Annotated in this window: 26 protein-coding genes and 1 pseudogene; 13 read left to right on the top strand and 14 right to left on the bottom strand. The window is 47.3% G+C overall.

The window, feature by feature from the left end; genetic code table 11:
• Positions 1-5 precede the first annotated feature (5 nt).
• The 5 genes from ACJY2G_RS17520 (at position 6) to ACJY2G_RS17500 (ending at position 3,114) form a co-directional block, all read left to right on the top strand.
• Positions 6-872 (top strand): SDR family NAD(P)-dependent oxidoreductase, encoded by an 867-nt coding sequence (locus ACJY2G_RS17520; RefSeq protein ID WP_430319366.1) that lies wholly within the window; start codon positions 6-8, stop codon positions 870-872.
• On the top strand, positions 869-1,744 hold the full coding sequence (locus ACJY2G_RS17515; RefSeq protein ID WP_439291965.1) for an SMP-30/gluconolactonase/LRE family protein: 876 nt from the start codon (positions 869-871) through the stop codon (positions 1,742-1,744). The genes ACJY2G_RS17520 and ACJY2G_RS17515 overlap by 4 nt, the downstream gene beginning before the upstream one ends.
• Positions 1,745-1,861: 117 nt before the next feature.
• The gene (locus tag ACJY2G_RS17510; RefSeq protein ID WP_430319368.1) at positions 1,862-2,347 is read left to right on the top strand and encodes an Hcp family type VI secretion system effector; all 486 of its coding nucleotides are present in this window, start codon (positions 1,862-1,864) and stop codon (positions 2,345-2,347) included.
• A gap of 6 nt (positions 2,348-2,353) precedes the next feature.
• Positions 2,354-2,794: an STM2901 family protein gene (locus tag ACJY2G_RS17505; protein WP_113876487.1), complete on the top strand. Its 441-nt coding sequence runs from the start codon at positions 2,354-2,356 to the stop codon at positions 2,792-2,794.
• The gene (locus tag ACJY2G_RS17500) at positions 2,788-3,114 is read left to right on the top strand and encodes a DUF1493 family protein (RefSeq protein WP_120163407.1); all 327 of its coding nucleotides are present in this window, start codon (positions 2,788-2,790) and stop codon (positions 3,112-3,114) included. Before ACJY2G_RS17505 ends, ACJY2G_RS17500 begins: the two co-directional genes overlap by 7 nt.
• A gap of 128 nt (positions 3,115-3,242) precedes the next feature.
• Here the strand turns inward: ACJY2G_RS17500 and ACJY2G_RS17495 are convergent, their stop codons facing one another.
• The 4 genes from ACJY2G_RS17495 to ACJY2G_RS17480 all read right to left on the bottom strand — a co-directional run bounded on the left by ACJY2G_RS17495 (position 3,243) and on the right by ACJY2G_RS17480 (position 5,712).
• Entirely contained in the window at positions 3,243-3,878 is a 636-nt protein-coding gene (locus ACJY2G_RS17495; RefSeq protein ID WP_112289659.1) for a DUF421 domain-containing protein, read from the bottom strand.
• Between the two features lie 11 nt (positions 3,879-3,889).
• Complete coding sequence (locus ACJY2G_RS17490) at positions 3,890-4,333, bottom strand: DUF3290 domain-containing protein (protein ID WP_430319369.1); 444 nt, start codon at positions 4,331-4,333, stop codon at positions 3,890-3,892.
• Positions 4,334-4,564: 231 nt separating this feature from the next.
• Entirely contained in the window at positions 4,565-4,930 is a 366-nt protein-coding gene (locus tag ACJY2G_RS17485) for a GNAT family N-acetyltransferase (protein WP_430319370.1), read from the bottom strand.
• A 236-nt stretch (positions 4,931-5,166) separates the two neighbouring features.
• The gene (locus tag ACJY2G_RS17480; RefSeq protein ID WP_430319371.1) at positions 5,167-5,712 is read right to left on the bottom strand and encodes a cysteine hydrolase family protein; all 546 of its coding nucleotides are present in this window, start codon (positions 5,710-5,712) and stop codon (positions 5,167-5,169) included.
• A 484-nt stretch (positions 5,713-6,196) separates the two neighbouring features.
• Between ACJY2G_RS17480 and ACJY2G_RS17475 the strand changes: the two genes are divergently transcribed.
• The 3 genes and pseudogenes from ACJY2G_RS17475 to ACJY2G_RS17465 all read left to right on the top strand — a co-directional run bounded on the left by ACJY2G_RS17475 (position 6,197) and on the right by ACJY2G_RS17465 (position 9,445).
• A complete protein-coding gene (locus ACJY2G_RS17475) occupies positions 6,197-6,634 on the top strand; it encodes a GNAT family N-acetyltransferase (protein WP_430319372.1) in 438 nt (145 codons plus the stop codon).
• A 179-nt stretch (positions 6,635-6,813) separates the two neighbouring features.
• Positions 6,814-8,082 (top strand): MASE1 domain-containing protein, encoded by a 1,269-nt coding sequence (locus tag ACJY2G_RS17470; protein WP_430319373.1) that lies wholly within the window; start codon positions 6,814-6,816, stop codon positions 8,080-8,082.
• A 37-nt stretch (positions 8,083-8,119) separates the two neighbouring features.
• Positions 8,120-9,445, top strand: a pseudogene (locus ACJY2G_RS17465) (MFS transporter).
• A 28-nt stretch (positions 9,446-9,473) separates the two neighbouring features.
• Here ACJY2G_RS17465 and ACJY2G_RS17460 read toward each other — a convergent pair.
• Both ACJY2G_RS17460 and ACJY2G_RS17455 read right to left on the bottom strand, forming a co-directional pair.
• Positions 9,474-9,809, bottom strand: coding sequence for a DMT family transporter (locus tag ACJY2G_RS17460; protein WP_113876495.1), 336 nt, complete (start codon positions 9,807-9,809; stop codon positions 9,474-9,476).
• Positions 9,810-10,236: 427 nt separating this feature from the next.
• Positions 10,237-11,172 carry a LysR family transcriptional regulator gene (locus tag ACJY2G_RS17455; RefSeq protein WP_120163414.1) on the bottom strand — a complete coding sequence of 312 codons (936 nt, stop codon included), beginning with the start codon at positions 11,170-11,172 and terminating at the stop codon, positions 10,237-10,239.
• Positions 11,173-11,624: 452 nt separating this feature from the next.
• Between ACJY2G_RS17455 and ACJY2G_RS17450 the strand changes: the two genes are divergently transcribed.
• Positions 11,625-12,524 carry a hypothetical protein gene (locus tag ACJY2G_RS17450; protein ID WP_430319375.1) on the top strand — a complete coding sequence of 300 codons (900 nt, stop codon included), beginning with the start codon at positions 11,625-11,627 and terminating at the stop codon, positions 12,522-12,524.
• Positions 12,525-12,900: 376 nt separating this feature from the next.
• Complete coding sequence (locus tag ACJY2G_RS17445) at positions 12,901-13,521, top strand: acyl-homoserine-lactone synthase (RefSeq protein ID WP_430319377.1); 621 nt, start codon at positions 12,901-12,903, stop codon at positions 13,519-13,521.
• On the opposite strand, the gene ACJY2G_RS17440 is transcribed toward ACJY2G_RS17445, so the two are convergent.
• From ACJY2G_RS17440 to ACJY2G_RS17415, 6 genes are all read right to left on the bottom strand, one after another.
• Entirely contained in the window at positions 13,493-14,242 is a 750-nt protein-coding gene (locus ACJY2G_RS17440) for a LuxR family transcriptional regulator (protein ID WP_430319378.1), read from the bottom strand. The genes ACJY2G_RS17445 and ACJY2G_RS17440 overlap by 29 nt on opposite strands.
• A 352-nt stretch (positions 14,243-14,594) precedes the next feature.
• Positions 14,595-17,669: an efflux RND transporter permease subunit gene (locus ACJY2G_RS17435; RefSeq protein WP_430319379.1), complete on the bottom strand. Its 3,075-nt coding sequence runs from the start codon at positions 17,667-17,669 to the stop codon at positions 14,595-14,597.
• Entirely contained in the window at positions 17,666-18,766 is a 1,101-nt protein-coding gene (locus ACJY2G_RS17430) for an efflux RND transporter periplasmic adaptor subunit (RefSeq protein WP_430319380.1), read from the bottom strand. Before ACJY2G_RS17430 ends, ACJY2G_RS17435 begins: the two co-directional genes overlap by 4 nt.
• A gap of 72 nt (positions 18,767-18,838) precedes the next feature.
• Positions 18,839-19,453 carry a TetR/AcrR family transcriptional regulator gene (locus tag ACJY2G_RS17425; RefSeq protein ID WP_439291964.1) on the bottom strand — a complete coding sequence of 205 codons (615 nt, stop codon included), beginning with the start codon at positions 19,451-19,453 and terminating at the stop codon, positions 18,839-18,841.
• 248 nt (positions 19,454-19,701) lie between these two features.
• On the bottom strand, positions 19,702-20,226 hold the full coding sequence (locus ACJY2G_RS17420) for a phenolic acid decarboxylase (protein ID WP_430319382.1): 525 nt from the start codon (positions 20,224-20,226) through the stop codon (positions 19,702-19,704).
• Positions 20,227-20,406: 180 nt separating this feature from the next.
• Positions 20,407-21,264 (bottom strand): MBL fold metallo-hydrolase, encoded by an 858-nt coding sequence (locus ACJY2G_RS17415; RefSeq protein WP_430319383.1) that lies wholly within the window; start codon positions 21,262-21,264, stop codon positions 20,407-20,409.
• A 93-nt stretch (positions 21,265-21,357) separates the two neighbouring features.
• Here ACJY2G_RS17415 and ACJY2G_RS17410 point away from each other — a divergent pair, with 93 nt between their 5' ends.
• The 3 genes from ACJY2G_RS17410 to ACJY2G_RS17400 all read left to right on the top strand — a co-directional run bounded on the left by ACJY2G_RS17410 (position 21,358) and on the right by ACJY2G_RS17400 (position 22,928).
• Positions 21,358-21,762 carry a winged helix-turn-helix transcriptional regulator gene (locus tag ACJY2G_RS17410; protein WP_430319384.1) on the top strand — a complete coding sequence of 135 codons (405 nt, stop codon included), beginning with the start codon at positions 21,358-21,360 and terminating at the stop codon, positions 21,760-21,762.
• 195 nt (positions 21,763-21,957) lie between these two features.
• Positions 21,958-22,425, top strand: coding sequence for a DUF3237 domain-containing protein (locus ACJY2G_RS17405; protein WP_120163285.1), 468 nt, complete (start codon positions 21,958-21,960; stop codon positions 22,423-22,425).
• A 26-nt stretch (positions 22,426-22,451) separates the two neighbouring features.
• Positions 22,452-22,928 carry a glutathione peroxidase gene (locus ACJY2G_RS17400; RefSeq protein WP_430319385.1) on the top strand — a complete coding sequence of 159 codons (477 nt, stop codon included), beginning with the start codon at positions 22,452-22,454 and terminating at the stop codon, positions 22,926-22,928.
• Between the two features lie 89 nt (positions 22,929-23,017).
• Here the strand turns inward: ACJY2G_RS17400 and ACJY2G_RS17395 are convergent, their stop codons facing one another.
• A complete protein-coding gene (locus tag ACJY2G_RS17395; protein WP_112289631.1) occupies positions 23,018-23,461 on the bottom strand; it encodes a PACE efflux transporter in 444 nt (147 codons plus the stop codon).
• A gap of 141 nt (positions 23,462-23,602) precedes the next feature.
• Entirely contained in the window at positions 23,603-25,021 is a 1,419-nt protein-coding gene (locus tag ACJY2G_RS17390) for an MFS transporter (protein ID WP_439291963.1), read from the bottom strand.
• Positions 25,022-25,047: the final 26 nt, after the last annotated feature.

Genomic DNA, 25,047 nt, shown 5'->3' with positions numbered 1-25,047 from the left:
ATGAGATGGTGACGTTTAAAGATCAGGTTGTACTAATCACCGGCGCAGCTCGCGGGCTGGGTCTGGCATATGCCCGGTGTATCGGTCAGCTTGGCGCAACGGTTCTGATACAGGATATCGGAGCCAACCCAGAGGGTGAAGGCACCGATCCGCTGGTCGCAGAGCGCGCGGCAGATACGTTGCGCTCAGAAGGTCTGGACGTACGGGTTATCACGGGAGACCTTGGCACACGTGAGGGCTGCCATACACTGTGCGCAGACGCACTGCGTGTTGCCGCGCGGCTGGATGCCGTGATCCATAATGCGGGCTGGGTGGCTTACGAAAAAATCGTGATGATAGAAGAGCGTTCTTTTGACCGCATGATGACTGTCACGGCTAAGGCGCCTCTCTGGCTTGCCCAGGCGGTCTGGCCCGCGATGAAAGCGGCGGGCTATGGGCGCATCGTAATGACCACTTCTTGCCGCGCGCTTTATCCGCAATATGTGCATCAGGGACTCGCCTCGTACGCGGCAGCCAAAATGGCGGTGGCTGGCCTCGTGAATGTTCTGGCGGAAGAAGGCAAACGTGACGGCATTATCGTGAATGCTGTTTCCCCCGTCGCCAAAACACGTATGTGGGGTGCAGAAGAAGAACCTGATGAACTTCTGCCATCGGCGGTGGCTCCGGGCGTGGCATATCTTGCCAGCGCACAATGTACCGAGGGCGGGTGGATCCTTCGTGCTGCGAACGGGCAATTCCATGCGACCAAAGCGGCAGAGGCCGCGGGTGTAGATTATCCCCGAAATCTTCGGGCGGTTCAGGCATCCACCGCTCTGGAGGTTGCACAAAACTGGGCGTCGATCGCGATTACCGCCGTGGAGCCACGCTCGTGAATGGCGTATCCGTGATATTTGCAGGCCAGGCAATACTGGGGGAATCTCCTATCTGGAGCCGTTCAAGAGCCAGACTCTTATGGGTCGATACCTTGGGGGCCTCTCTGAACTTTTTCGATCCCGCCACGGGCAGAAATTTCAGCCACCCGATGCCCGCTCCGCTCGGTTTTGTCGCAGAAAAAAGCTCGGGTGAGTTACTCCTCGGTATAGGTTGTCATGTTGAACAAATTGACGCAGCAGGAAACCGACGGCGAATCGCCACCGCGCCACACGCACAAGAAGGCTTTCGGCTTAATGATGCGTGTATGGACAGTGCAGACCGCCTGTGGGTCGGGCTGATAGATGAAGACCTGAAGGACGGAACAGGTTATCTGTATCGCCTGGATCCTGATGATCGCTGGCACACCCTGGATTCGGGTTTCACACTTATCAATGGCATGCGATTCAGCCGCGACGGCGAAATACTCTATGTGACGGATTCCCGGCGTGGAGAAATTTATCGCTATGAGTGCGACCCGACATCAGGCAACCTCAGCCATCGGCGCGTCGTTATCAGTATTGATCCCGGCAAAGGTAAGCCAGACGGACTGATCGTCGATCAGAATGGATTTCTGCTCAGTACGCTCTTCGATGGCGCGGCCGTCGCGCGGGTATCTCCGGAAGGAGAAATAGCCCAGCTGATCCCCCTTCCCGTTCAGCGGCCGACAAGCTGTGCGTTTGGTCATAATGAACAATCACTGTATGTCACCTCGGCACGGCTTGGGCTGTCGAAAAGGCAGTTAGAACACATGCCATTTTCAGGGGCACTTCTGAAAATTGACTACAAACGCGCAATACAACAACAGGCGATACAGGGGAAGAGCCTGCGGTAAATCCCTTAAAAACTCATAATAAACTTCTGAAACTTTTATTTTTACGTGATTCGCTAATTGTTTCCTGCTCTGCGAAGGAATAGCTTAAAGCCTCACATTTAAAAGGAATTTATAAAAATGGCAATCCCAGCTTATCTATGGCTTAAAGACGATGGCGGCGCACTGATCAAAGGTTCTGTAGATGTTAAAGATCGTGAGCATTCAATAGAAGTTACTTCTTTCGGACATTCCCTTAGCATCCCCACAGATAACGGTACGGGTAAGCTGACAGGAACACGTATCCATGGCGCTATGCAGATTGAGAAGGATTTTGATTCATCAAGCCCATATCTATATAAGGCTGTGGCCACTGGCCAAACGCTGGAATCAGCAGAATTTAAGTGGTATCGAATTAATGACGCGGGGCAAGAGGTTGAGTATTTCAATATGTACCTCGAGGGCGTGAAAATTGTCTCAGTTGTTCCGATGATGCACGACACAAAAACAGTTATAAATGTTGGTCATAAAGAAGCGGTTCACTTGCGCTATCAGAAGATCACCTGGAAGTATTTGGATGGGAACATTCAGTTTTCAGACGCATGGAATGAACGCGTAACCGGATAAAAGTTAATGGATACCACCGAACAGACCAGCGGATACTACTTTGATGGCTTATCGAATATCTCTGCTGGTGAGTTATATTTTTGGGTATTTCTGGATGAAGCGGGTAAACAACTTGGTGTTACTGACTTAGCTGGGCTTGCAATGTTTATCCTTGGTCAGCCCATTATGAGCACACGCGCCAAGCCGATGGGAACAACGAAGGGAACTTCACCATTAAGCTACTATTTGCGGCAATGGTTAACTACCGAGGTCAAGCAATGGCGCACACTAACGACTGGAAGTATCAGGCGTCTCAAATTCTCCTATGTCGATAATCTTGGAGCATTTGTGGCACGCTGGATTCCTTTCCTTGGTATTGTAATCCTTGCAAGTGACATATCTCAAATTGTCTGGAAAAGCACAAGTCGTTACAACACTATTGCAAAAGAGAGTGACCGCCTATGGTAACTAATGAGGATGTCATAGACTGGTATAATGCAGGATGGAACAAGTCGGGGAAATGGCCTGTCACGATTGACACCAGCCTCACCACGGGGCGTTATGTCTGGGTGTGGGAGACTGGAGAAGAAATCATGGAAAGCTATTTCAAGGCCTTTGAGGTAGACACGCAGGGGTTTAGTTTTCTGAAATACTGGCCCAATGAAAAAAGCATGATTCCAAATTTCCTGCTGCCTAAATCACTCCGAGTTAAGGAATTCGAACCAGCTCCGCTTACGCTAAAAATGCTTGCTGATTCGGCACGAGCAGGTAAATGGCTCTATGACTGACTCAAACTGGGTATCGGTTATTGGTCCTAATTCTAACCCGGCTAAAGGCCGGGTTTTTACATGTACGGACTGCCTGTCGACCACCCGCTACATCATCGATACCGTGAGAACTGATTTAAGCCCGGCAGTTATCGCGTATATCCGTACAAATTAATCCTGCCCGAAAGGTACTCGCCCAAGTAGACTTCACTGATTTTTTTGAAACCTTGCTCGGCGATCCTTGCTTCTAACCATTCAGCGTCTTTATTAATTATCTCAAGCAGATCGAAGTTTGCTGATCCATCCACGATGATGGGATAACGAATATTCTCGTCACCGCTTTGGATAATTGTTAACTGACCATTTTGCTCGAGGACCACGCGCTTAAGCTGTTCAACTTCATAAATGCCATTAGATCTTAACTTAAACATCAGGTCATTAGCTGAAACGCCATTTCTCAAACATTCTTTAACATCCACATTGCCGTTATGTACCAGCGTAATGGGTTTACCATCAATAATCCGCTTCACAAACCGGTTATTTTCTTTCAGGAATTTAAGAATGAAGACCAGCAACGTCCAGATAATTAAGACCAACACAAATTGCAGCACTGTAATTGATTCATTGTAGATGACGCCACCGATGATACCGCCCAGAACGTAGTTCTGAACCTGATCCATTGCAGATGTCGGGGCAAGATTGCCTTTACCCATAAGGTTGATTTGGACAATCAGGCACAGTATCCCCAGTCCCAATTTGATGATGATAGGTGTGTATATAGGCATTTGATTTCTCGTTATTTTATGATGTTAACTTCCGGGTTTGTTAACCAGACGTCCGTTAAGTTATAGGTGTTTTGATCTGAACTTAAGTTAACACGGTAATAGCCGTCGTTAACTTTAACGATCACGCCATCGGATAACTGCACTGAGCTGGAATAAATATCATTTATGCTGACATCCTTTTCTTTTGATAATAACGTGACAAAATTAACCATTTGCGACGACTGGGAGTGAATATTTTCACTGTTTGCATAATCTGCATACTGAACACCTGAAACGAACAGCAAAAACAAAAAAGCAATAATCGTCAAATCCCGATATCGGGTCTGCAGGCGATGACGCATATACAAGCTGAAAACGACAATCAAAACAAACAATGTACTGAAAATAATTACATACTTAAGGTAATCATTTATATTTGACTGCGTTTGCAGATAATTTATCCCATAAAAATTCATACTAAAATCATTCCTTGTTGATTAAGGCTCTCTGCTTTTTATAATTATAGCAACGTATTGTCAATTATCTTGATGGTGATGAGTGTTTTTGTTAAAATAAAAGAGTAAGTGTCAAATTCTTTGAGTATTGCACGGACGTCATTTATACATTATTTTCACAAATTCAAGTGATACTACGACATTCTCTTCTCACTGCCCGCCTGACAGGATTCTATAAAGGGGCATAACGCATTAACTCTCTTTGCGTACAATTGAATTACAGAATGCTCTTCTCTTTTTCTCTAATCTGATATCAACATCATTAATAGCCGCGTCATTACCCCAACCGAGATGTCTGTAAAATTTCGCAGCACGGCTGTTCTTATCAGTTTCCAGCCAGACTAGATCATGGTGTTTAAATAACTCTTGTTCAGCAGCCATAACAAGCTTACGCCCTGCCCCTTTATTTTCATATTCCGGGCGAACAAATGCCGCAAAGAGGCAGCCTTCATCCTGTAAAATCATTGAAAAACCGATAATATTTTCATTATCAACTGCTACCCAGGCACAAGGGTTTTTCAGGATCATATCTGCCACAACGCTTTCAGTGATCCCCATCAGCCGCATTTCCTCACGACTGAGATGATTTTCTATCACCGACGTTCTCACATCGAAAATACTCCCGACATCAGAAACAAGTGCTGGTCTTATGTTTATACCCATCAGATAAGGTCTCAGGCATGATTTAAAATGTGATGATACCAAATATATCAACCAGATACTCACCCGACAGGTTCGTGGCAGAAACGACAATGGATTATTCAGCCGCCCTGCGGACGGCTCTCCGCTCAAACTCATTTGTCAGGAGCAAATCTCAAGTTATCGGCAGTTGCCAGAGTCACAAACGGCCCGGCCAGCGTGACATTGTGATGAGCAATAATTTCATTTGCTGATAAAAATTCGTTATCCATTGTTGTATGCGCATCTGAAATCAGCACGGTTTTGAATCCCAGTTCCGAGGCAACCCTGCAGGTTGTGTCGACACAAAATTCTGTTTTCATCCCGGCGATAAACACCCGCTTCACGCCTCGCTGGATGAGCTGAAGCTGCAGGCCGGTATCGCGGAAACAGCTGGGGTGCTTTTTAATAAATACGATATCCCGCTCAACGTTCACGTCCATTTCAGGTATCAGTTGTGTTAACGGACTTTGTTCAGATAAGGGAGAGTCATTGGGTCCGGTGTGGCGGGCGAAAAAGACGGGCACCTGAGCCTGTCTTGCTTTTGCAATCAGCAGACAAATATTCGTCAGAACCGCTCCGGCTGAATGCGGAGATGTCGGGCAACGGAAAAGTCCTTGCTGCATATCGATAACGATAAGTGCATTTTCAGATGAAATCATAATGTTTCTCCATTCAGAATATTATGAACGGAGAGATTTTCTTCCCCGTCCGGATTGGCGGGGAGTGAGGATCTGTTTTGTCAGGAGTCAGTCACAGATACGCCCACACCACCGCAGGTTCCGGTAGTGGTGGTGACTGTGGTTGTTGGCCGAACTGACTTAATCATTTTCTGACCTTAACTTATTTGATGAAAATCAGGCACTGGAAACAACAGAAATCGTAAATACTGCTCATTTCTTATAACACTGAGCAAATACCGGATTCAATACATTTAACCTGAATGAAGTACAGCCCTTGTTGCCCCGAAAAAGAGCCTATACCGGCTTTTGCTCAAAGCTGGCGGTAAGATATTTCATCTCACCAGATGGACGGCCGAAGCATGCTTTAGTGCAAGTGGCAGAGCAAAACAGAAAAAAAGCTGGGATTTTGGATTTACGACTGTATATTTAAACAGTTATTTATACAACGAATAGGCCATTTGAAATGAATAGCACTGTTGAAGAGATAAGTTTTGAGATTTGTGAAAATGCTGATGCGGAACAATTATTACCCATTGAAGAAGGGCTTAATGATTTCAACGATTTAATGACGGGGATCAGTGATCGTAAGCCATTATCGGTATTACTAAAATCAACGAAAACGGGTGAAGTTCTTGGAGGAATGCAAGGACGTTCCTCACTGGGCCTCCTTTTTATAGATCTTTTCTATCTACCACCAGAGCTGCGGAGAATGGGGCTTGGCACAGAGATCCTAAATCGCTTCGAGGATGAAGGGCGAAGAAGGGGCTGCACTGCAGCATTTTTGTATACGATAAGCTTTCAGGCTCCTGATTTTTACAAAAAACACGGTTGGGAAGAGTTTGGGCGTATTGACTGCGCGCCGGAAGGAACAAGCCGGATATTTATGAAGAAATTCTTATAAAATCCAATTTTCTCTTTCAGCCGGGACGTCCGCTTTTCGCACTTCGAAATATGCAGCTCCTGAAATATCCTGTGAGGAGCTGATTTTGTAATTTCAGCAAAGGGTTGTTAAAATTTATGTTAATTAACGATCCACAGCAGCGATGCTGCGTCCTTTACCTGACCCAAAGTTGACCAGAAATGAAAACGAATATCCCCTCCTGGCTGCAGCAAACTGCGATCCTGCTCTTATGGGGGCTGGTTTATTATTTATCGGGATTGATGTCTCTCAAATTTGACGACACAAATTCTGCGATTGCTATCGTGTGGTTTCCTCCTGGCGTGGCGGTAGCAGCCTTTTTATCTGCTCGCTGGCGCCATTATCCCGCGCTTATCCTTATCTTTGTTCTGGCGAGCGTACTACAGGACCGGGCCTGGCAGAATCTCCCCACTTTTCTTATCTCAGTGGGTTATTCACTACTCGAAATGCCAGCCAACGTTCTCATTGCCTGGATCGTCCGGCGTTTCGCGCGGCCAAGTGATGATCTGCACGTCATTATTTTGTGGATATGCTCCACTTTTGTGATCAGCATGTTGGATGCGCTAATCGTGGCGGGAGGTTACGCTTTCTTCAGCGGACAGCCGATAATGACAACTATCTGGAACGGTTTCGTTGCTGACGTGACCGGGATTTTCTTTGCTACAACTGTGGTGATGGGTTTCGTGAACAAGCGTGGCTATCAGGCTTTCCTCCCCTGGACGAAGCTGCTGGGAGGCCTTGCCTTGTTGCTATCGATCTGTGCCCTGACCGTATTTATTTTCGGCTATAGTGACACATGGCTTAAAACCGAAGCTCCCGCGCTCTATTTCGCCCTTTCCTGCTTGCCTATTGTCCTGAGTTTGATGCTCGCCCTGGTATGGGGCAACCGTGGAGGATCCATCGGCCTGCTGGTATTGGGGCTGATTGTCATCCATTTTACCGACATGCATCAGGGTCCGTTCTTTCTGCGCAACCTTAGCCTCGTCGAGTCACTGCTACTGGCGCTAAGCTATCTTTCTGCGACAGCATTGCTCATCGTATTTGTACGCGTATTAAGACGCTCGACAACCCGTTTCAATCCAGATACAGGCAGGCTTTCAGGTAACGGCGTACTTTACAGACTTGAGCCTGAAACTGGCAAGTTTACCTGGGAAAATGATCTCTCTTCGCTGCTGGATTCTGCTTCTCTGACAGAGTTCGATACGGTTGAGAAAGTGCTAAGTCATGTACATCCTTCAGACAGAGAAAAACTCAATCAACACTGGTTTAATTCGATGTCGAGCCAGCACGATACCGTCATTTTTCGTATTAAGTCGAATAATGCTGAGTGGCTAACGCTGGTAGACAGCGGCGGTATCACCATGGCAAATGCTGACTCGTTGATTATTGTCGGGAACTGGCAGTCCAGCCATTACGATTTGGCTATTTAAACTCAGACGTCATGATTTAATAAAGAGAGACCGACTTGTGATACAGATTGCATTATTATTGTTCGGCGTTGATTTTATGCGTTACTGGGGCAAATATCTGATCCTGTTTGGGAGCCTGTGGAGCCTGTTCGGATTGGCCATCTTCCTCGACGGTCTGGACGGGGTGACGTACTTCCCTCTGCGATTTTTTGGTTTGCTTTTGCTCACGTAAAGTTTAGTGACGCTAAGCATAGCGTCAGGAGGCATCGGTGCGCAAAAAGCGCTCCTCTACTTTAAGGGGGGCATCTTTTGCTTCGTCTCGCTTCTTATCTTATCAAACCAGTCTTATAGCAATTTGCTCCTGGCGATTGTATTCGGATTTGCCTATTTCGTGATTGGTCTGTTTGTGGTTTTCTCGGCGTGGATTGTGCGTTTCCCTAACTGGAAGAGCTCTTTTTTGAACGGCCTGGCACAAATCTTTTTTGCCATTTTCATATTCAGTCCCTACCCAACACATTACAAGGCTACGGTCTCTTTCTTCCTGGGAACACTGATGGTTTTCAGCGGTATTCATACCGTTCGCCTTGCTCTTCGGGTTATGCGACTGCAGGAAGGGACTTCTGTATTCGAACTTTTAGCGCCTGAAGGTATAGGTGCTGAGTTGAAAAAAAGTGGCACGCAAAAGTCAGAAGTTGCTACGCAAGTTATTACTGATTTTCGCGAACCCCTCACCGTTCATATATGGACGCCCGAAGGGACAGCCAGCGCATCGACTATTCCACGCCCGGTGATCAACCGTTACATAGCCGCAGTAGACTCGGAAGGTGTGATATCAACCGGCCATGCTGCGCTGGAAGTCCCTGACAGTATTTACATCAGCCTGTACCCAGCGGAAGATATCGACCGGTCGCCCTCGGAGTTCCTGAATACACTTAAAGCAACACGCGATAATGATGTTTTGGGTAAGTTTCAGCCTGACTATGCCACCGAGGCAGCAGAATGGTGCCATTCAGATCGTAAAATTTGTTTCACCAAATACAACGGAACAGCTTTACACCGTTTTTGGAGTGACTACAAGTTAACAAAGACCTATAACCTGACCTACCGCAACTGTTCAAGTAGTGTTGCCTACGCGTTGGAAAACGCCCTGGATGGTGTGCTCTCCGGACGTACTGAAAGCTGGTTATCCATAATCAGAACGCTCACTATGCCTGAGCTTTGGGTTGCCGCTCAGTTACGCAAACGCGCTATCTCAATGGCCTGGACGCCAGGTCTGGTGATGGATTATTCCAGGGCGCTGCGCAGCATCATCCATCCGGTACCAAAGCCCTGGTATCAACGCGTTCGCTTCAAACGGCATGACAACAGAGAGGCCGATGAATAGCGCACTGACGGGATATCTTGGGAGTCAGTCAGTGGGAAACGGATTTAGAGAACAGCTGGATAATCAAAATTCCCACAGCAATAAAAACCATGCCCATGATGGCAGGAAGATCGAGTTTCTGCTTATAAAACAGGAATGACATTATAGAAACCAAAAAGATCCCCATCCCTGCCCAAATCGCGTAAGCGATACCAATATTCATGGTCTTGACCACCTGGGAAAGACCATAAAACGAAATAGCATATCCCACCACCACAACCATGCTTGGGATTATCCGGGTAAAGCCATCTGAAGCTTTCATCATGGTTGTGGCCAGCGTTTCAGCGCAGATAGAAATGGCGAGAATAATGTAGGTGTTGAGCATCTTATTTCCTCTTGTATAAAATATTTGGAAGAGTATATAACCCGACTCAATCTAAAGTTTAAACAACCGGGAAATCATCCGCTATTAAACACGTCGCGGCGGCAACCGAAGCTCAGGGCTTATATCCACGCCACGTCTGGGCATGGATTTTGTTTCTGATGCTTTGGTTGACGGGCGACGACTGCGCCTTTAGAGAGAGATCGACCTTTTCGCCCGCAAATGTCTGGGGATATGCGGGGGCAGAATTGGCGCTCATCAGAGGTGGCTGGGATGCTGAACAGTATAGCGCTCAGGCTTCCTTTACCGCAGTTGCTGAAGTCCGCCAATGGTTGTGCCGGGTATTCCTGATTATGGCTGGATCACATACGGGGAACGGGGCAAGATCCTGCATGACTCACTGAGCGTTATAGCACATCCTGAGTGCAGGTCATTTTAAATAAACCTGGTTAAAATTGTTCCATTTTTTTTCCACATAATTAATAAAATCTAAAAACAGAGGGGAATAGTAGGGTCTGTGCATCCAGACAAGATAGACGGGTATATTAGCCAGTTTCCAGTCAGGAATGATCTGCACAAGCTCTCCGTTGCGGATATGTGTTAATGCTAGCCATTTGGGTGTACCCAGAAGCAGCCCTTTTCCTTCAAGGAGTAAGTTGAAAAGAGCCAGGAAATCGTTAGATTTAATAGAAGGTTTGTGATTTTTGTCTAAGGAAATTGTTTCATCCCCTTTTGTAAAAATCATATTATCTTTTAAATTACAATTATCCACCATCAACAAGGTATGCCCTTCGAAACTGTCGGGTCTGTCTAACATATTAAATTTTTTAATGTATTCAGGAGAGGCACAGCTAATAAGCTCAACAGAGTTTAGTTCTCGATGTACCAGTTCTGGCCTTTGAATATTTCCGTATTGAAGTGCTACATGATCGAAGTTTTTTACATCATGATTGAATTCAAAAAGTTCCTGTGATTTTATCTCAACCCTGGCCATAGGGTTTTTGATTATATATTCACTTGTCCAATGATTAGCGAGCAACTGACATACTACAGAGGGTACGGAAAATTTTATGTCACCCTGAATTAAAAGTTCAGGATTCTGTAATTCAGACAGCAGGGACTGAAAGGATTCAGTAATATTCTTCGCTTTACTATACGCAATATGACCCGCAGAAGTGATTTCAAAATTACGAGCATCCCTCTTAATCAGCATCGTTTGGACATAATCCTCTAACCTGGATATAGCCTTGCTCACGGTGCTGACACTGACACCGAGCTCACGAGCAGCAAGAGAAAGGTTCGCCTTCTCAATTGTCTTTATAAAAATCACCCAATCACGAAGCTCGCGAGTGTTATTATATTTCAAGTTTCACCTGCAAAGAAATAAAAACAAAATTTACTATAGCATGAAATTTTAAATAAGGGATAAACATGATGCTCTGGTAACTATATAGCATATAGTTCTATTGTGTTATTTTATTATGTAGCTAACTACATAATTCCAATTTTTCCAAATTGGAAAAGTTAATTTTCCCACTTGTTCATTCACTTGTTTGAAATGTAAATGTATTATAAACGAATTGATTTTTTAGGCTTAACATTTGAATAGAATGAGAACTAATCATGAAAAAAAAGCATTTAATACCGTTAGGTTTACTCATTGTTTTTTCTCTTTCTCAGGGTTTAAGTTATTTCAAAGTTTGCATTCCTCATGCTATCAAAAGAACTGCAAGAGCAGTAGCCAACGGGTACTTCATTAAAATATTTGTGTTGATAGTGTTAAATTGAAAATTTAATTTATTTTAAAAGATTGAAATTATGAATAAAATGTTTAAGAAAATATTTGGCTGGGAATGTTCTTCATTCGACATATATCAACAGAGTTATTACAAGTTTGGAGGAAGTGTAAATACACACCCTAAAATATTGCAGTATCTTTTAGATAAGAAAATATGCGAAATAGATTTTTATCATTATAAAGAGAAAGATATCATTCAAGGTTGTTTTTTTGAAATCAGTAATAAGATTGGCGTTAACCTGTGGAGAACATATCCCATAACGAGTGATGAAATCATATTACCTGTAAATGTAGATAAGAAAGTATTCCTTCCGGGGCGTTCAAATAAGATATCTTCTGCCCATTCCAACCATTTTTACAACACAATTTTTACCAAGTTCAGACCAAAGAAGAAGTTTATATGTTTGGCTAAGGATGATTTTTCTAAAAAGAGCCATAAAAACAGAAGGAATGAATTCAATAAATTCATTAAAGAGGGAGGGGTCGTTAAAAATGTAAACGAACTCCAACCAGAGCAACTTGCCAATATATATGTACTTCTTTTCAAAAAAAGATTCCAGGACAATGTGAAATGCTACAGCAAAGAAATTTTGATAGATTTCTTCACATATTTCAAAGATATGATTTTTGGTTATGTTCTTTTTATCGATGGTTCGTTACCCTGCGCATATGATTTTATACTTAAGGCAGAGTCAGATAAATGGATATATTTTGATGTGCCTAATGGAGGTGTAGATCCGGATTACTCACATCTGAGTGTCGGAAGTATACTTATGTGGTTGAATATAAATGAAGCTGACAAGTTATGTAATGATAAAAACAAAAAGAGGCTATTTTCAATTGGATTGTATGACCCAAAATGGGATTATAAAACGCGTTGGTGCAATAAGGTGCCTGTCGGTAAAACAATCTTCATGTAAGCAGGACCTCAGTTGTCACTGTTTGTATTTTATAATGCAACTGCAAACAGACCCGTTTTAGTTCCACGTACTTTTTGAGATCACGGCCAGATTGATCCTTTCCCAATATCGTTGCCAGGATAAATCAGAGATCCGGGCGAGATATACCTGCTGATTAAAGCCTTGCTCAGATTTGAGTCAAATCAATAAACGCGCAGGTATTGTTGCGGATATCGGATCGGAACTGTAATTTCCTATTGAGCGGGATTTGACGAGATATTTATTACTTTACTAACATCCTGTTATTCGGTGCATTTTCGGGTCTGCGATTGCCCAGTTTTGTAGGATAATGATGTACGGTTTACGGGATACAACGCTTTATTAACAGGATAATGGGATGCTTGAACTGTTTGACGTGAGCTATGAAGAGCTCAGAATGACCAGAGTAGATGAACTTTACCGGCTTAGAAAAACGACCTTCAGTGACCGTCTGGGATGGGAAGTTGTTTGCAACCAAGATATGGAGTTCGATGAATTCGACAATGACTCAACACGCTATATTCTCGGATTGTGTAAGGGGAAACTCGTTTGCAGCGTGCGCTTTACCGCTCTCGACCAGCCAAACATGATAACCCATACGTTTCGTGCGTGTTTTGATTCGGTTCCGCTTCCTTCTGAGGGAGTTGAGTCGAGCCGTTTCTTTGTCGATAAATTGCGGGCCCGGGAGCTTCTCGGCGAACGATATCCTGTTAGTCAGGCACTTTTTCTTGCCATGATAAACTGGGCTCAGGATAACGGACATGCTGGTATTTATACCATCGTAAGTCGCGCCATGTTGACGATATTGAAACGCTCGGGCTGGAAAATACAGACACTTAAAGAGGCATTTCTTAGTGAGCGGGAACGCATCTATCTGATCTATCTTCCTGCCGGGCAAGACGATCAGATGAACATGGCCACAGGACTCAACAGCCAAACAGACTCTTTGTTTACCTGGCCGCTGACGCTGCCGGTATAATCAGCTCCAGTTCAACGCCCAGCCTGATTGCCTGGCGGGCGTTACTGACACCCAGCTTAGCAACGACATTTCCCATATGAAACTTTATCGTACTGACTGAAACGCCGATAATCGTCGCAATCTCTGCATAGGTCTTCCCCATACTGGCCCAGTAAAGCACCTCATTTTCACGAAGAGTGAAAATGTTATTTTCCTTTTTCGCCGTAATTTGACGTCCGCGGGCAGATATACCGCCAACAAGCCGATACATCTGTTCATTTATATCGATGAGAAGCATCTGCAAGTTGCCACGTTCAGAAGTCAGTCGCTCTTCCAACTCTTGCTGGCTATTGTCGGCAATGATAAAAGACAGCAATGCCAGATTTCCCATCTGATCATGCAGCACAAATGTATAGCCATTCAGAATGTTGTACTGCCTGGAAAGGGAAAAGATTTTTGTAAATTTCAGTTCAGACATCAGCGTGATGTTTTCATCCCACGCAAAGGGAGAGGTTCTTTTGAATGCGGTGAGTATTACCGGGTCGGTAAGCTGAAGATTATTGGCCCGATAGAGATTGACCCACTCATCAGGATAACTGGAGATGATCAGGACTTCTGCAGGGTTTTTTTTCCTCACAACGGTATAGGCGTAGTCGGGACTGCCTAGTGGACACAGCTTACGGTCGATATAATCTTTCAATGTTTCAGTGATCGTGTGATTTTGTTCAAAAGCACTAAACATACTGACTCCCTGAGGGCTGCTTATCCCTTAATGCCGACATCTATACTTAAGTACAGGTTTTTTCAGGACTTAAGTACAACTTACGCCCCATTATAATGAATGGTACCTTCTTTAACGAAAAAGAAACCTCACACACTGCTCCGAACAATGTGTGAGGAGGCCAATGGACGGCCAACACCAGGGAAACACTCGTACTAAAAACCATAATAAATTAAATTTTAAGAATATAAAATTTTTTTGATAAAAGCGCCCATTGGGTGCTTTTTTTTTGCCCGATTAAGTCGGCTAAAAGACCGGCAGAACCGGCCATTATGCGGGCAGGTGATGCAAAACCTTTTTGCCTGCCCGACATTCATTCAGAAACCTTCTCACCGTCAGGTCGGATCCTGAACCAGATCGCATACATTGCAGGCAAAAACACGAGAGTAATAATTGTGCCGCCGAAAGTTCCGCCAATCAGCGTATATGCCAGTGTTCCCCAAAAAACCGAGTGTGTCAGGGGAATAAAGGCCAGAATCGCTGCCAATGCCGTCAGTAAGACGGGTCGCGCGCGTTGAACGGTGGCTTCCACAATGGCATGGAAAGGGCTAAGGCCTTCCTGCTCATTGTGGTGAATTTGACCTATCAGGATCAGCGTGTTACGCATCAGAATGCCGGACAATGCGATTAGACCCACCAGTGCGTTGATGCCAAAGGGTTGCTGGAAGAGAAGCAGCGTAGGCACTACCCCGACCAGCCCCAGCGGCGCCGTCATAAACACCATGACCATTGCCGTCATCGACCGCACCTGCACGATGATAATGAGCAGCGTAAGGGCAATCATTATCGGGAATAGCGGCAGCATTGCCTGGGTGGCCTTGCCCGACTCCTCGATGGCCCCCGCCTGCTCAATGTGATACCCCGGCGGCAGGGAGGCGATGACCGGCTGAAGTTCGCGCGTGATCGACGCCGACACATCCGGGGGCTGCAAGCCGTCGGCGATATCACCACGCACGGTAATCGTCGGCATTCTGTCGCGACGACGCAGCAGCGGATCTTCCATGCGAACTTCGGTTTCACCCAGTTGCGAAAGAGGAATGCGCTGCCCCTCAGCGCCAGCAAGCGTCAGTGCGCCAAGCTGAGCCGGATCGAGACGCACCTCCCCCGCCGCCCTGCCCGTGACTTCCACAGAACGAATATCTTCACGGACCGCAGTGACCGGTGCACCACTGAGCAGAAATTGCAACTGCCGGGCTGCGTCGGCGGGTGTCAGTCCCATAGCCTGCAGCCGGTCCTGATTTAACGCGAAATGTATCACCGGTACCCGTGAACCCCAGTCGGTATTAACCGTACGCATCATCGGGCTGGCCTGCATCAGCGCTTTCACTTTGGTGGCAAGCTGGCGAAGGACGTCAGGATCAGGTCCCGTTACCCGATAAGCAACCGGGTATGGGGAATACGGGCCAAACACCAGCTGGGTAACACGCACCTGTGCCTCAGGCGCGAGCCCGTCAGCCACGATGTCACGCAGGCGTTGTTTAAGCGCATCGCGTTCATGCTCACTTCTGGTGAGGACCACGATTTTCGCGAAAGATGGATCCGGCATCTCTGGCGCCATAGCCAGATAGAAGCGCGGCGCGCCCTGGCCGATATACGCGGTTACCGTCTGCGTCTCTTTTTGCTCACGCAGCCAGCGTTCAATCCGGGCAGACGTCATACTGGTCTGTTCAATTGAGGTGCCGTAAGGCATCTGGACTTCAACCAAAACTTCCGGTCGATCGGAGGTGGGGAAAAATTGTTTCTTCACCAGCCCCATACCCAGTATGGCGATGATAAAGCAGCCAATCACCGCGCCGGCTACCCACCACTTACGCCTGATGACCAGAGTCAGCCATTGTCTGAAGCGATTATAATGACGGGTGTTGTAAATCGCCGCGTGACCGCCTTCTATTGGCTTAATGTCAGGCAGCATTTTCACACCGAGATACGGGGTAAAGACCACTGCAACGACCCAGGAGGTGATCAGCGCAATCCCCACAATCCAGAACATGTTGCTGGTGTATTCGCCTGCGGTCGACTGCGCAAATCCGTTGGGCATAAATCCGACAGCAGTGACCAGCGTACCCGCGAGCATGGGGGCAGCCGTATGGCTCCAGGCATAGGCCGAGGCCTTGATACGGTCGTAACCCTCCTCCATTTTGACCACCATCATCTCCAGCGCAATGATGGCGTCATCAACCAGCAGTCCCAGCGCGAGGATGAGCGAGCCAAGCGTTATGCGATCGAAATTTTTACCGGTGGCGGCCATCACGACGAAAACCACGGCGAGGGTTAGCGGCACGGCGGCGGCGACTACAATGCCAACCCGCCAGCCCATGCTGACGAAACACACGACCATCACCACCAGCAGCGCCACAAAGAACTTGATCATGAACTCATCGACAGCAGCACTGATATTGACGGCCTGATCGGAAACGTTAGTCAGCGTCATGCCCAGCGGCATCCCTTCATTAATCGTACTGACTTCTTGTTTTAGTGCTTTACCCAGTTCGAGGCCGTTCCAGCCCTCACGCATCACCACGCTCAGCATTAGCGCGGGCTCCCCATCATTACGAATAAGAAAATCCGGGGGATCGATATAACCGCGCTCTACCTTGGCGATATCCGCCAGCCGTAAAGTATGATTACCGGCAACAACGGGGGTATTACGAATTTTCTCCAGCGTATCCAGCGCACCGTCAAGACGGATAAAGATTTCAGGTCCGCGCGTCTGTATCGAACCTGCGGGCGACAGAACGTTCTGTGCATTAAGCGCAGTAAAAATTTGTTCCGGTGAAATACCGAGTGTGGCCAGCCGGTCATGGGAGAAAGAGACATAAATACGCTCGGCCTGCTCACCAGTAATGGTGACTTTTTTCACGCCGGGCACATGGAGAAGTTGTTGACGAAGCTTCTCGGCGTCACGCGTCAGAAAGCGCTGCGGCTCCCCTTTTGCCTTAAGGGCATACAGCGCGAACACCACATCGGAAAATTCATCGTTAACCATCGGCCCGATCGCCCCCGCGGGCAGATTACGCGCCTCATCACTGAGCTTTTTACGCGCCTGATAAAACTGCTCCTGCACTTCTGACGGCGGAGTACTGTCCTTCAGGGAAACCATGGTGTAAGCCATTCCCGGACGGGTATAAGTCTCGGTACGGTCGTACCATTTCAGTTCCTGCAGGCGCTTCTCAAGAGGTTCCGCCACCAGGTCCTGCATCTCCTGTGAGGTAGCACCGGGCCACGCGGTGATCACCGTCAGCTGTTTGACAGTAAACGGGGGATCCTCAGCCCTGCCCAGTCCGAGAAAAGCCATTACCCCGGCCACGGCTATCAGGATTATCAGGAACAACGTGATTGCCCGTTCGCGCACGGCCAGCGCCGACAAATTAAAGCGATGGTGACTCATGGTGCGATCCCCTCAGGGCCAGCCATCGCCGTTCGCACGGTTTCGCCTTCATGAAGCAGATGCGCCCCCAGGGCTGCCACCTGCTCTCCGGCGGTAAATGCCCCTGAAACGCGCGCGCTGTCGTCGCTGATGCCGAGTATCGTTACCGCATGCCATTTCACTTTGGCGGGTTTGCCTTCCACCACCCATACGCCAGAACCCCGTCCGGCATCCCATATGGCACTGAGCGGCACCGACAACGAGGGTGAGGTCGCCGAAGATTCCGGGATATGCAGGGTCACGGTCGAGCCTAAGGGGGCACGGGCTGCCGCGCCGCTCAGCACATAGCGCGCCTCAAAGGTACGTGTCGCGTTATCCGCAGAATCCGACAGTTCCCGCAATCTGGCTTCACTGACACTCTGACTACCGTACATGACGGCAGACGCGACCGATCCGACTGGCGGACGCAATGTCTCCGGGAGACTCACCATCGCCTCGCGCTGTCCGGCACGCGCAAGACGCACTACCGTTTGTCCCGCGCTGACGACCTGCCCGGGATCTGCGAGTGTATCCACAACCACGCCATCAGCATCTGCGCTAAGCACGACGTACTGAGACGCGTTAAGGGCTACGCGCGCCTGCGCCTGAGCGGCACTCAGCTCGGCGCGTGCCGAGTCTGCCGCAGCACGCACCTGACTGTAAGCCGAAGCGGAAATCGCACCGCCACCCACCAGACTACGATAGCGTTTTTCATCCTCGCCGGTCTGACGGGCGCGAGCCTGGGCGACGGTCACTGCATCCTGAGCCGCGCGTGCCTGTAGCGCCAGGTCTGCGGGATCCAGCCGAAGCAGCGGCTGGCCTCGCGTGACGCTTTGCCCTTTATCCACCATCCGTTCAAGCACTTTACCTGATACGCGAAAACCGAGATCTCCCTGAAAACGCGCGGCCACAATGCCGTTAAAAACGCGTGATTGTTCCTGAGCAGGTTTGACCTCCGCCGTCCTGATAAGCGGTGGCCGGGTACGCGGATCGTCAGCTGCACTTGAAGGATCACCGCAAGCGGTCAGCAGGAGCGGAAGCAGACAGGTGGCGGACAAAAAGAGAGTGTGCCGGAGCATGGGTTGCCTTACTTAAAAAAAGTATGAGCCGCCATTCTCTGACTAGTGACCAATTATGTCAATGGTCACTAGTTAAGGTTTCAGGCTCCTGAGCACCACTGCTGTCAGCAGTGCGGCATCAGCTTCTGCGGTATCAAGATAGATTTGCAACTGAATCGGATCGGCGAAGGGTCTTAGCACCAGATAAACAGCGGCAGCCGTTTCATCGAGCGGTGTTATCTGCTCAAACTCACCGGCACTTCGTCCTTCCTGCAAAATATCGACCACGGTTTTGCGCAATCCGGCCTCATAATCAACCGCCGCAGCCCAGCGGTCACGGGATGAGACGGCGGCGATGTCATACAAACGCCTTTCGCGGAAAAACAGCTCAGTGCCGCCCAGCGCAATCACCTGAAAAAGGGTGCGAATTTTCTCTGTGGCGGAGGATGAAGCCGCCAGCGCGGCCTCCAGACGGCGGGCAATCTCCGTAAGGCAATTAGTGCAGATCACTTCTCCGATTTCCTGTTTGGAACTGAAAAATTTGTAGATATATGCCTTTGAAAATCCGATGGATCTGGCGAGGTCTGAAACGGTTGTTTTTTCAAAGCCATAATGGCTGAAGTACTTCATTGCGGCATCCACAATCTGATCACGGATAGTGTGATCAGACGGTCCTCGTGTTGTGGTGGACATTTTTTTATCGGTCATTTTTCAGCCTGGAATTTGGTTAATTACACAGATAGCTTGTGACCCTATTATATTTTGGTCACAAGTAAAAATCGTTAAAGTGTTTTTTATTTTCTTTATCGCTGAGAAGTGGTGATGAAGTGACAGGGGAATGGAACAGAAATACGTCGGGGGTGTTTCTCAAAATCAGGGGCGCATTCACTATCATTGGGGCGCACCGCGCCCCGGTTTAACAGTCAATACGCGCCAGTCAGGCATCGCTATGAAGATTACTTACCCTCAAAAAAGTCTGAAGGAAGTTGTCCCGGCGGCATATTGATCACCTGGTCATTATCCGGACCTTCATTTTTCATGTAGGTCACTTTGGCAAACTCAGGGATGACTACATAAGGATAAGCGGGGCCTTCATCGCGGAAACGGTGCATATCTTCAATAAACTCATTCTGATAACAGATGGTTTTCTCAGGATGCTGACCCTCCCCGGCTATCCACTGAGGGAAGAAAATGGTCCCGTGGATCACTTTTCTTCGAATATCAAACAGCAGGCTAACGCAGGTGCCCGTAGGTTCGTGCCAGTCGACTTTAAAAATGCCAGGCGCAAATTGCACCGCATTCATCTTCTGATTCGTGACCCAGCGTCCGCCAACTAACCCCTGATGAATTCGATAATCGCAGGTGTTGTCGTTGCGCGCATACCATTCATACTTCCAGCCATTGTCATAGGTATACACGAAGTGTGTACCGACAAACTCTGATAAATCACTCGCAAAATCTTTATCCGGGATTGTGTTCATGACATCTCCTTTCAGCGCTGTTGAATATTAAAAGTAAGAGAAAACGTCTGAGTTCGCCAGTCTGATTGTGTTGAATATCCTGCTCTTTGCCACACCCGTGAGCAAAACGCGCTGCCTGAGGGTATGCCTGCGGTAAGCAAAAAAACGCCGCGCCGCGCACGGCTGAATGAACACAATCGTTCAGAAGCCAGAAGGCATGTTTCTCAGAGAAAGTGGCCAGTCGCCGGGCCAAACGTATTTGTCTTTGAGGATCCTTGCGCTGTATTCAAGACAGATACGAACCGGATAGTCAGGATAAATACGATCCATCGCGTCTGTCAGCTGTTGTGCATTTTCACTGCGATTCAGCTGGCAGATAAAGTCCTTAATATACTGTCGGGTATAGCTGATAGCGCCGGGATGGAGTGTCAAAGCACGGGAGGAGTGTCCCGGAATAACGACTTTAGCTTCAAGAGCCTCGAGTTTGTCGAGAGTTTCAAACCATTTTTCCAAAAGTTCCGGCGTACGCATGTCTGCAATCCAGACATGACAGTCTGCGAACACCAAATCGGACGCAATCAGAGTGCGGCTTGAGGGGATCCATAACGGCGCAATATCAATACAATCCCCGGACATTAACCCGAGGATCTTGATAGTTTCCCCTTCCAGTATCAGTTCATCTTCACACCATTTTTCTATATCGAATTTAATATTCGCACCATTATTTTTGAGAACAGTATTTCCCCAATACTCAATCTTAAAATCATAGGCGTCATTAATATCTACAGCTGCTTTTTTATACGCAATGACCCTGGCGTCAGGGTAATGTTGTTTGATGACTTCAAGCCCCAGATAATGATCAGGATGAAGATGAGTAATGAAGATAAATCTGAGATTACGGTTAAGCTCAATAAGTTCCGCAAGTAACCTGTGGGCATTTGCGATGGTGAACTGAGCATCAACAAGAATTGCATCATTATCACCATAAATGATTGTCGAAGTGACGCCAAAGCCATCATTTTTATCGCTGCTTAAAAAAACTTTAGTATTAAGTGCCATGTTAATTCCTCCTGGTATTGATATTCCTGAAACTCTATATAATGGCCAGGAAATCATATTGTAAAGCAGATACCAGAAAGGAAGTTAGTATCCATGAAGAAACCCATACAAGATAAAAAAATAGATTATTCAATAAGTAATGATGCCAACAGCCCTCAAAAATTTCTTTTTGAGAGGCTGGCAAATAAGTGGTATCTGATGATTATATGTGATGTGGAGTTCGAATCGGGGCGGTTTAACCAGATACTAAAACGTAACGGAGAGATTTCACAAAAAATGCTTTCTCAAACTTTAAAAAACCTTGAAGAAGATGGCATGGTAAGCCGGAAGGTAAATGGGCAGAAGATGCCTGTCGAGGTGGTTTACAGTATTACAGATTTTGGCGCTGAATTGATTAAGGTAATAAGACCCCTTATTGGCTGGTCAAATGAGAATTTCAGCAGAGTAACCCAATGTCGCAAAGAATACAGGAAGAAGTACGGCATTGAGAATACCTGACCTGAGAGATATCTTAAACATTATGAGGCATCAAATTGACCATGATAATGCCTTATTGTGGTGACCATTCACATCTCTCCTGACAGGAGCACTGTGCCTAAAAATATATTCATTCAAAAATCCGATGAAATTCATTGATATTTTGCGTTTTTCAGATCCTCCCTGATGAACTATCCTTTTATTAAGGAGATTAATATGCAACCAAAACTAGAATTTAGCTTCAGCATTAGCGTTGTCGTCGACAAACCCATTGTGGTTTCTAATTCAGCGCGGTCTGGCAAGCGACAATTAATCCCCATTCTGGGCGGTCGGGTGTCCGGTGCACTCACTGGTGAAGTTTTGCCTGGTGGCGTAGACAGTCAGATTATTGAACCTGATGGCGTCTGCAGGCTCTCAGCAAGATATGCCTTACGTGTCAATGAGGGCACGATATACATTGAGAACAATGGCATCCGGCGTGTACCAGAAGCCTTTACAAATAAACTTTTCACTGATGATATGAGCTTCTTTGATCAGCTTTCTCCATCCGATATCTACTTCAAAACAGTTCCCGTTTTCGAAGTAGATACTTCCGAACTCATGTGGCTGACAAATTCTATCTTTCTCTGCTCCGCTACCCGTACTGAAGCGGGTGTGAAGCTTGATTTTTATCGCGTTGCTTAAGCGTCTGTCGACGTGAGGATCCCGATATGACCACTTTTTATCAACTTTCGGCCACCAGTCTCGAGGGTCAACCTGTCTCTATGGCTGACTACGCCGGCAAGCTGGTTCTGGTGGTTAATACCGCCAGCCATTGTGGTTTCACACCACAATACGCAGGCCTTGAAACTCTCTACAAGAAATACGCGACCCGGGGTTTTGTCGTGCTGGGTTTCCCCTGCAACCAGTTCGGTAAACAGGAACCCGGCGGGGCCGACGAAATCGCGCAAACTTGCCACATCAACTACGGTGTGAGCTTTCCGATGTTCGGGAAAGTGGAGGTTAACGGCGAAGCAGCGCACCCGGTGTTCCGTTACCTTAAGGATGAATTGCCCGGCGCTCTGGGCGGAAGGATCCAATGGAACTTCACCAAGTTTCTGATCGGACGCGACGGCAAACCCCTTAAGCGTTTTGCACCGATCACGACCCCGGAGAAAATGGAAGCGACAATCCTTGCTGCACTTTAAGCAATTTTTGGTTTCGGACTTCTCTTCACGAAATCTAATCCCGGAGCCCTGTTGTTCTTCATGATTTTGCCTTTAATAAAATCAGAATATCATTGCGCCGAAGCTTTATTGGCTACAAAACGCCAGCGGATATAATCATAAGTCCAGTTAAAGACTAACGTATAAGGAAGGAAGACAAATATTAACCCTATTTCGACCATGAAAGCCTTAGCTAATGACAAATCGAGTAAAAACATAGCGACTGGCGTCAGAGAAAGTACCAGTACAATTTCAAAAATCACGGCATGAAGAATTCTTACTGTAAAATTCCGTTCGAATGCAAAACGCCTTTGAATTGCGTCAAAAATCTTATTGAAGATATAGTTCCAGATTGTTGCGGTAATCGCGGAGATAACAGAAAGTTTACCAGACTGTAATAAAGAAACTTTCAGAACAGTAGAAATAAAAATGGCGATGACGACATTCCCAAGCAATTCGAAAAGCACAGCATGGAAAATCCTCTCGGCTGTGCTTTTATTCAACTCCACTTTCATCTTACCCGACTCCCGTTTACCGTAAATGACCTGACGTTAAACGTTGTAACCTAAACCAATACAAAACACAGCCTTAATCTATCCGATCATTAGCCCATTATCGCTGAACCGGCTTTAACGACCCTTGTTGTTATTATTTTGTTATTGTTGTGTAACAACAATAACACTGGTTTTTTCAGTTCCCAATTCGGTCGAATTCATTTTCTTTCTGGTATGGATTTCCTCAATAATTTTGGCGAAGCGTTCTTCATTAAGTTTATAAAACACCCCCATAATCACAGCCGCCATCACAGCCAGTACGCAGGGCCAGATAAAAATTAGCTGCCGTAAGCCGAGTAATGTCGCATTGCTTTGCACCACGTTAGGAATATAACCAATTTGCGTCAGCATAATTCCTGGCAGAAAACCCGCCAGCGCGGCGGAGATTTTGCGCGAAAAGGTGTAACCGGTATACACCGAGCCTTCAGCGCGGATGCCGGTTTTCCATTCGCCGTAATCCACGGTATCCGGCACCAGCGCCCAGTTCAGGCTGTTAACAAAGGCGGTGCCAAAGAACGCCATGCAGGAAAACAGCACAAAACTTAACGAGCTGTTTCCCCAGAGAAAATTGAAAATATCGCCGGTCGCCCACAACAGTAATCCGCCCAGATATACCTGCTTTTTGCCAAAACGTTTCACGCAACCGGGCACCAGAAAAACGCCGAGCAGAATACAGCCCATACTGAAAAAGCCCATCCACGACAGCAGATGAATATCATTGAGGACGTACTGCGTGTAATACACCTGGATCGCCAGTTTGATATTAAACGCCGCCAGCGTACAGAGGTTGGCCAGACACAAAACCAGCAACGGCGGATTGCGAAATATGGCGCGAAACGACCGCAGAATGCCGGATTTATGCCCCGCTGGCGTGAGTTCAACGTAACGTTCCCGGACGCCGCGATAACACCAGCCCATGCACAGAATGCCGCAGGTGGCGAAAATCAGCGCAGCGGAGAAATATCCCACCGGGGGAGAGTGACCCAATAACGCCTGCACCGGCATAAACCCCACGGTACACAGCAGTAACCCAAGCGTGGCACCGCCCTGACGCCAGGCCGCAAGTTGTGCCCTTTCATGCGGATTTTTGGTGATGGCGGGCACCATCGCACCGTACGAACAGTTCATCAGGCTGAAGAACAGGCCGAACAGCATAAACAGTACAGTGGCGAGCGCCGTTTTCACCGGCAGGCCAAAATCATTCGCCATAAACTGCGCAGTCGCCACCAGTCCCACCGGCACCGAGGCATACAGAATAAACGGCCTGAACTTGCCCCGCGCGCCGATATGGCGGCGGGAATCGAGCAATACGCCGGTCAGCATATCGGTGAAGGCGGTGAAAAACTTCGCCACCAGAAAGATGATGCCGCCATAAAACGCCGGCATGCCCAGTTCATCGGTATAAAACTTCAGCAGGTACAGCGTCCCGATACACAACATCAGGTTCGAGCCAAAATCGCCCATTCCATAGGCGCACTTCTCACGCAGGGTCAGCGGATCAGGGTGATGTAAATCCTTCATAGTCGATCCTCACAGCACCCCGCAGG

The organism is Rahnella sp. ATs2 (assembly GCF_051851855.1).
Classification (GTDB): Bacteria; Pseudomonadota; Gammaproteobacteria; order Enterobacterales; family Enterobacteriaceae; genus Rahnella; species Rahnella variigena.
Note: the sequence above shows the minus strand (reverse complement) of the source record. Positions and strands in the feature narration are given on the sequence as shown.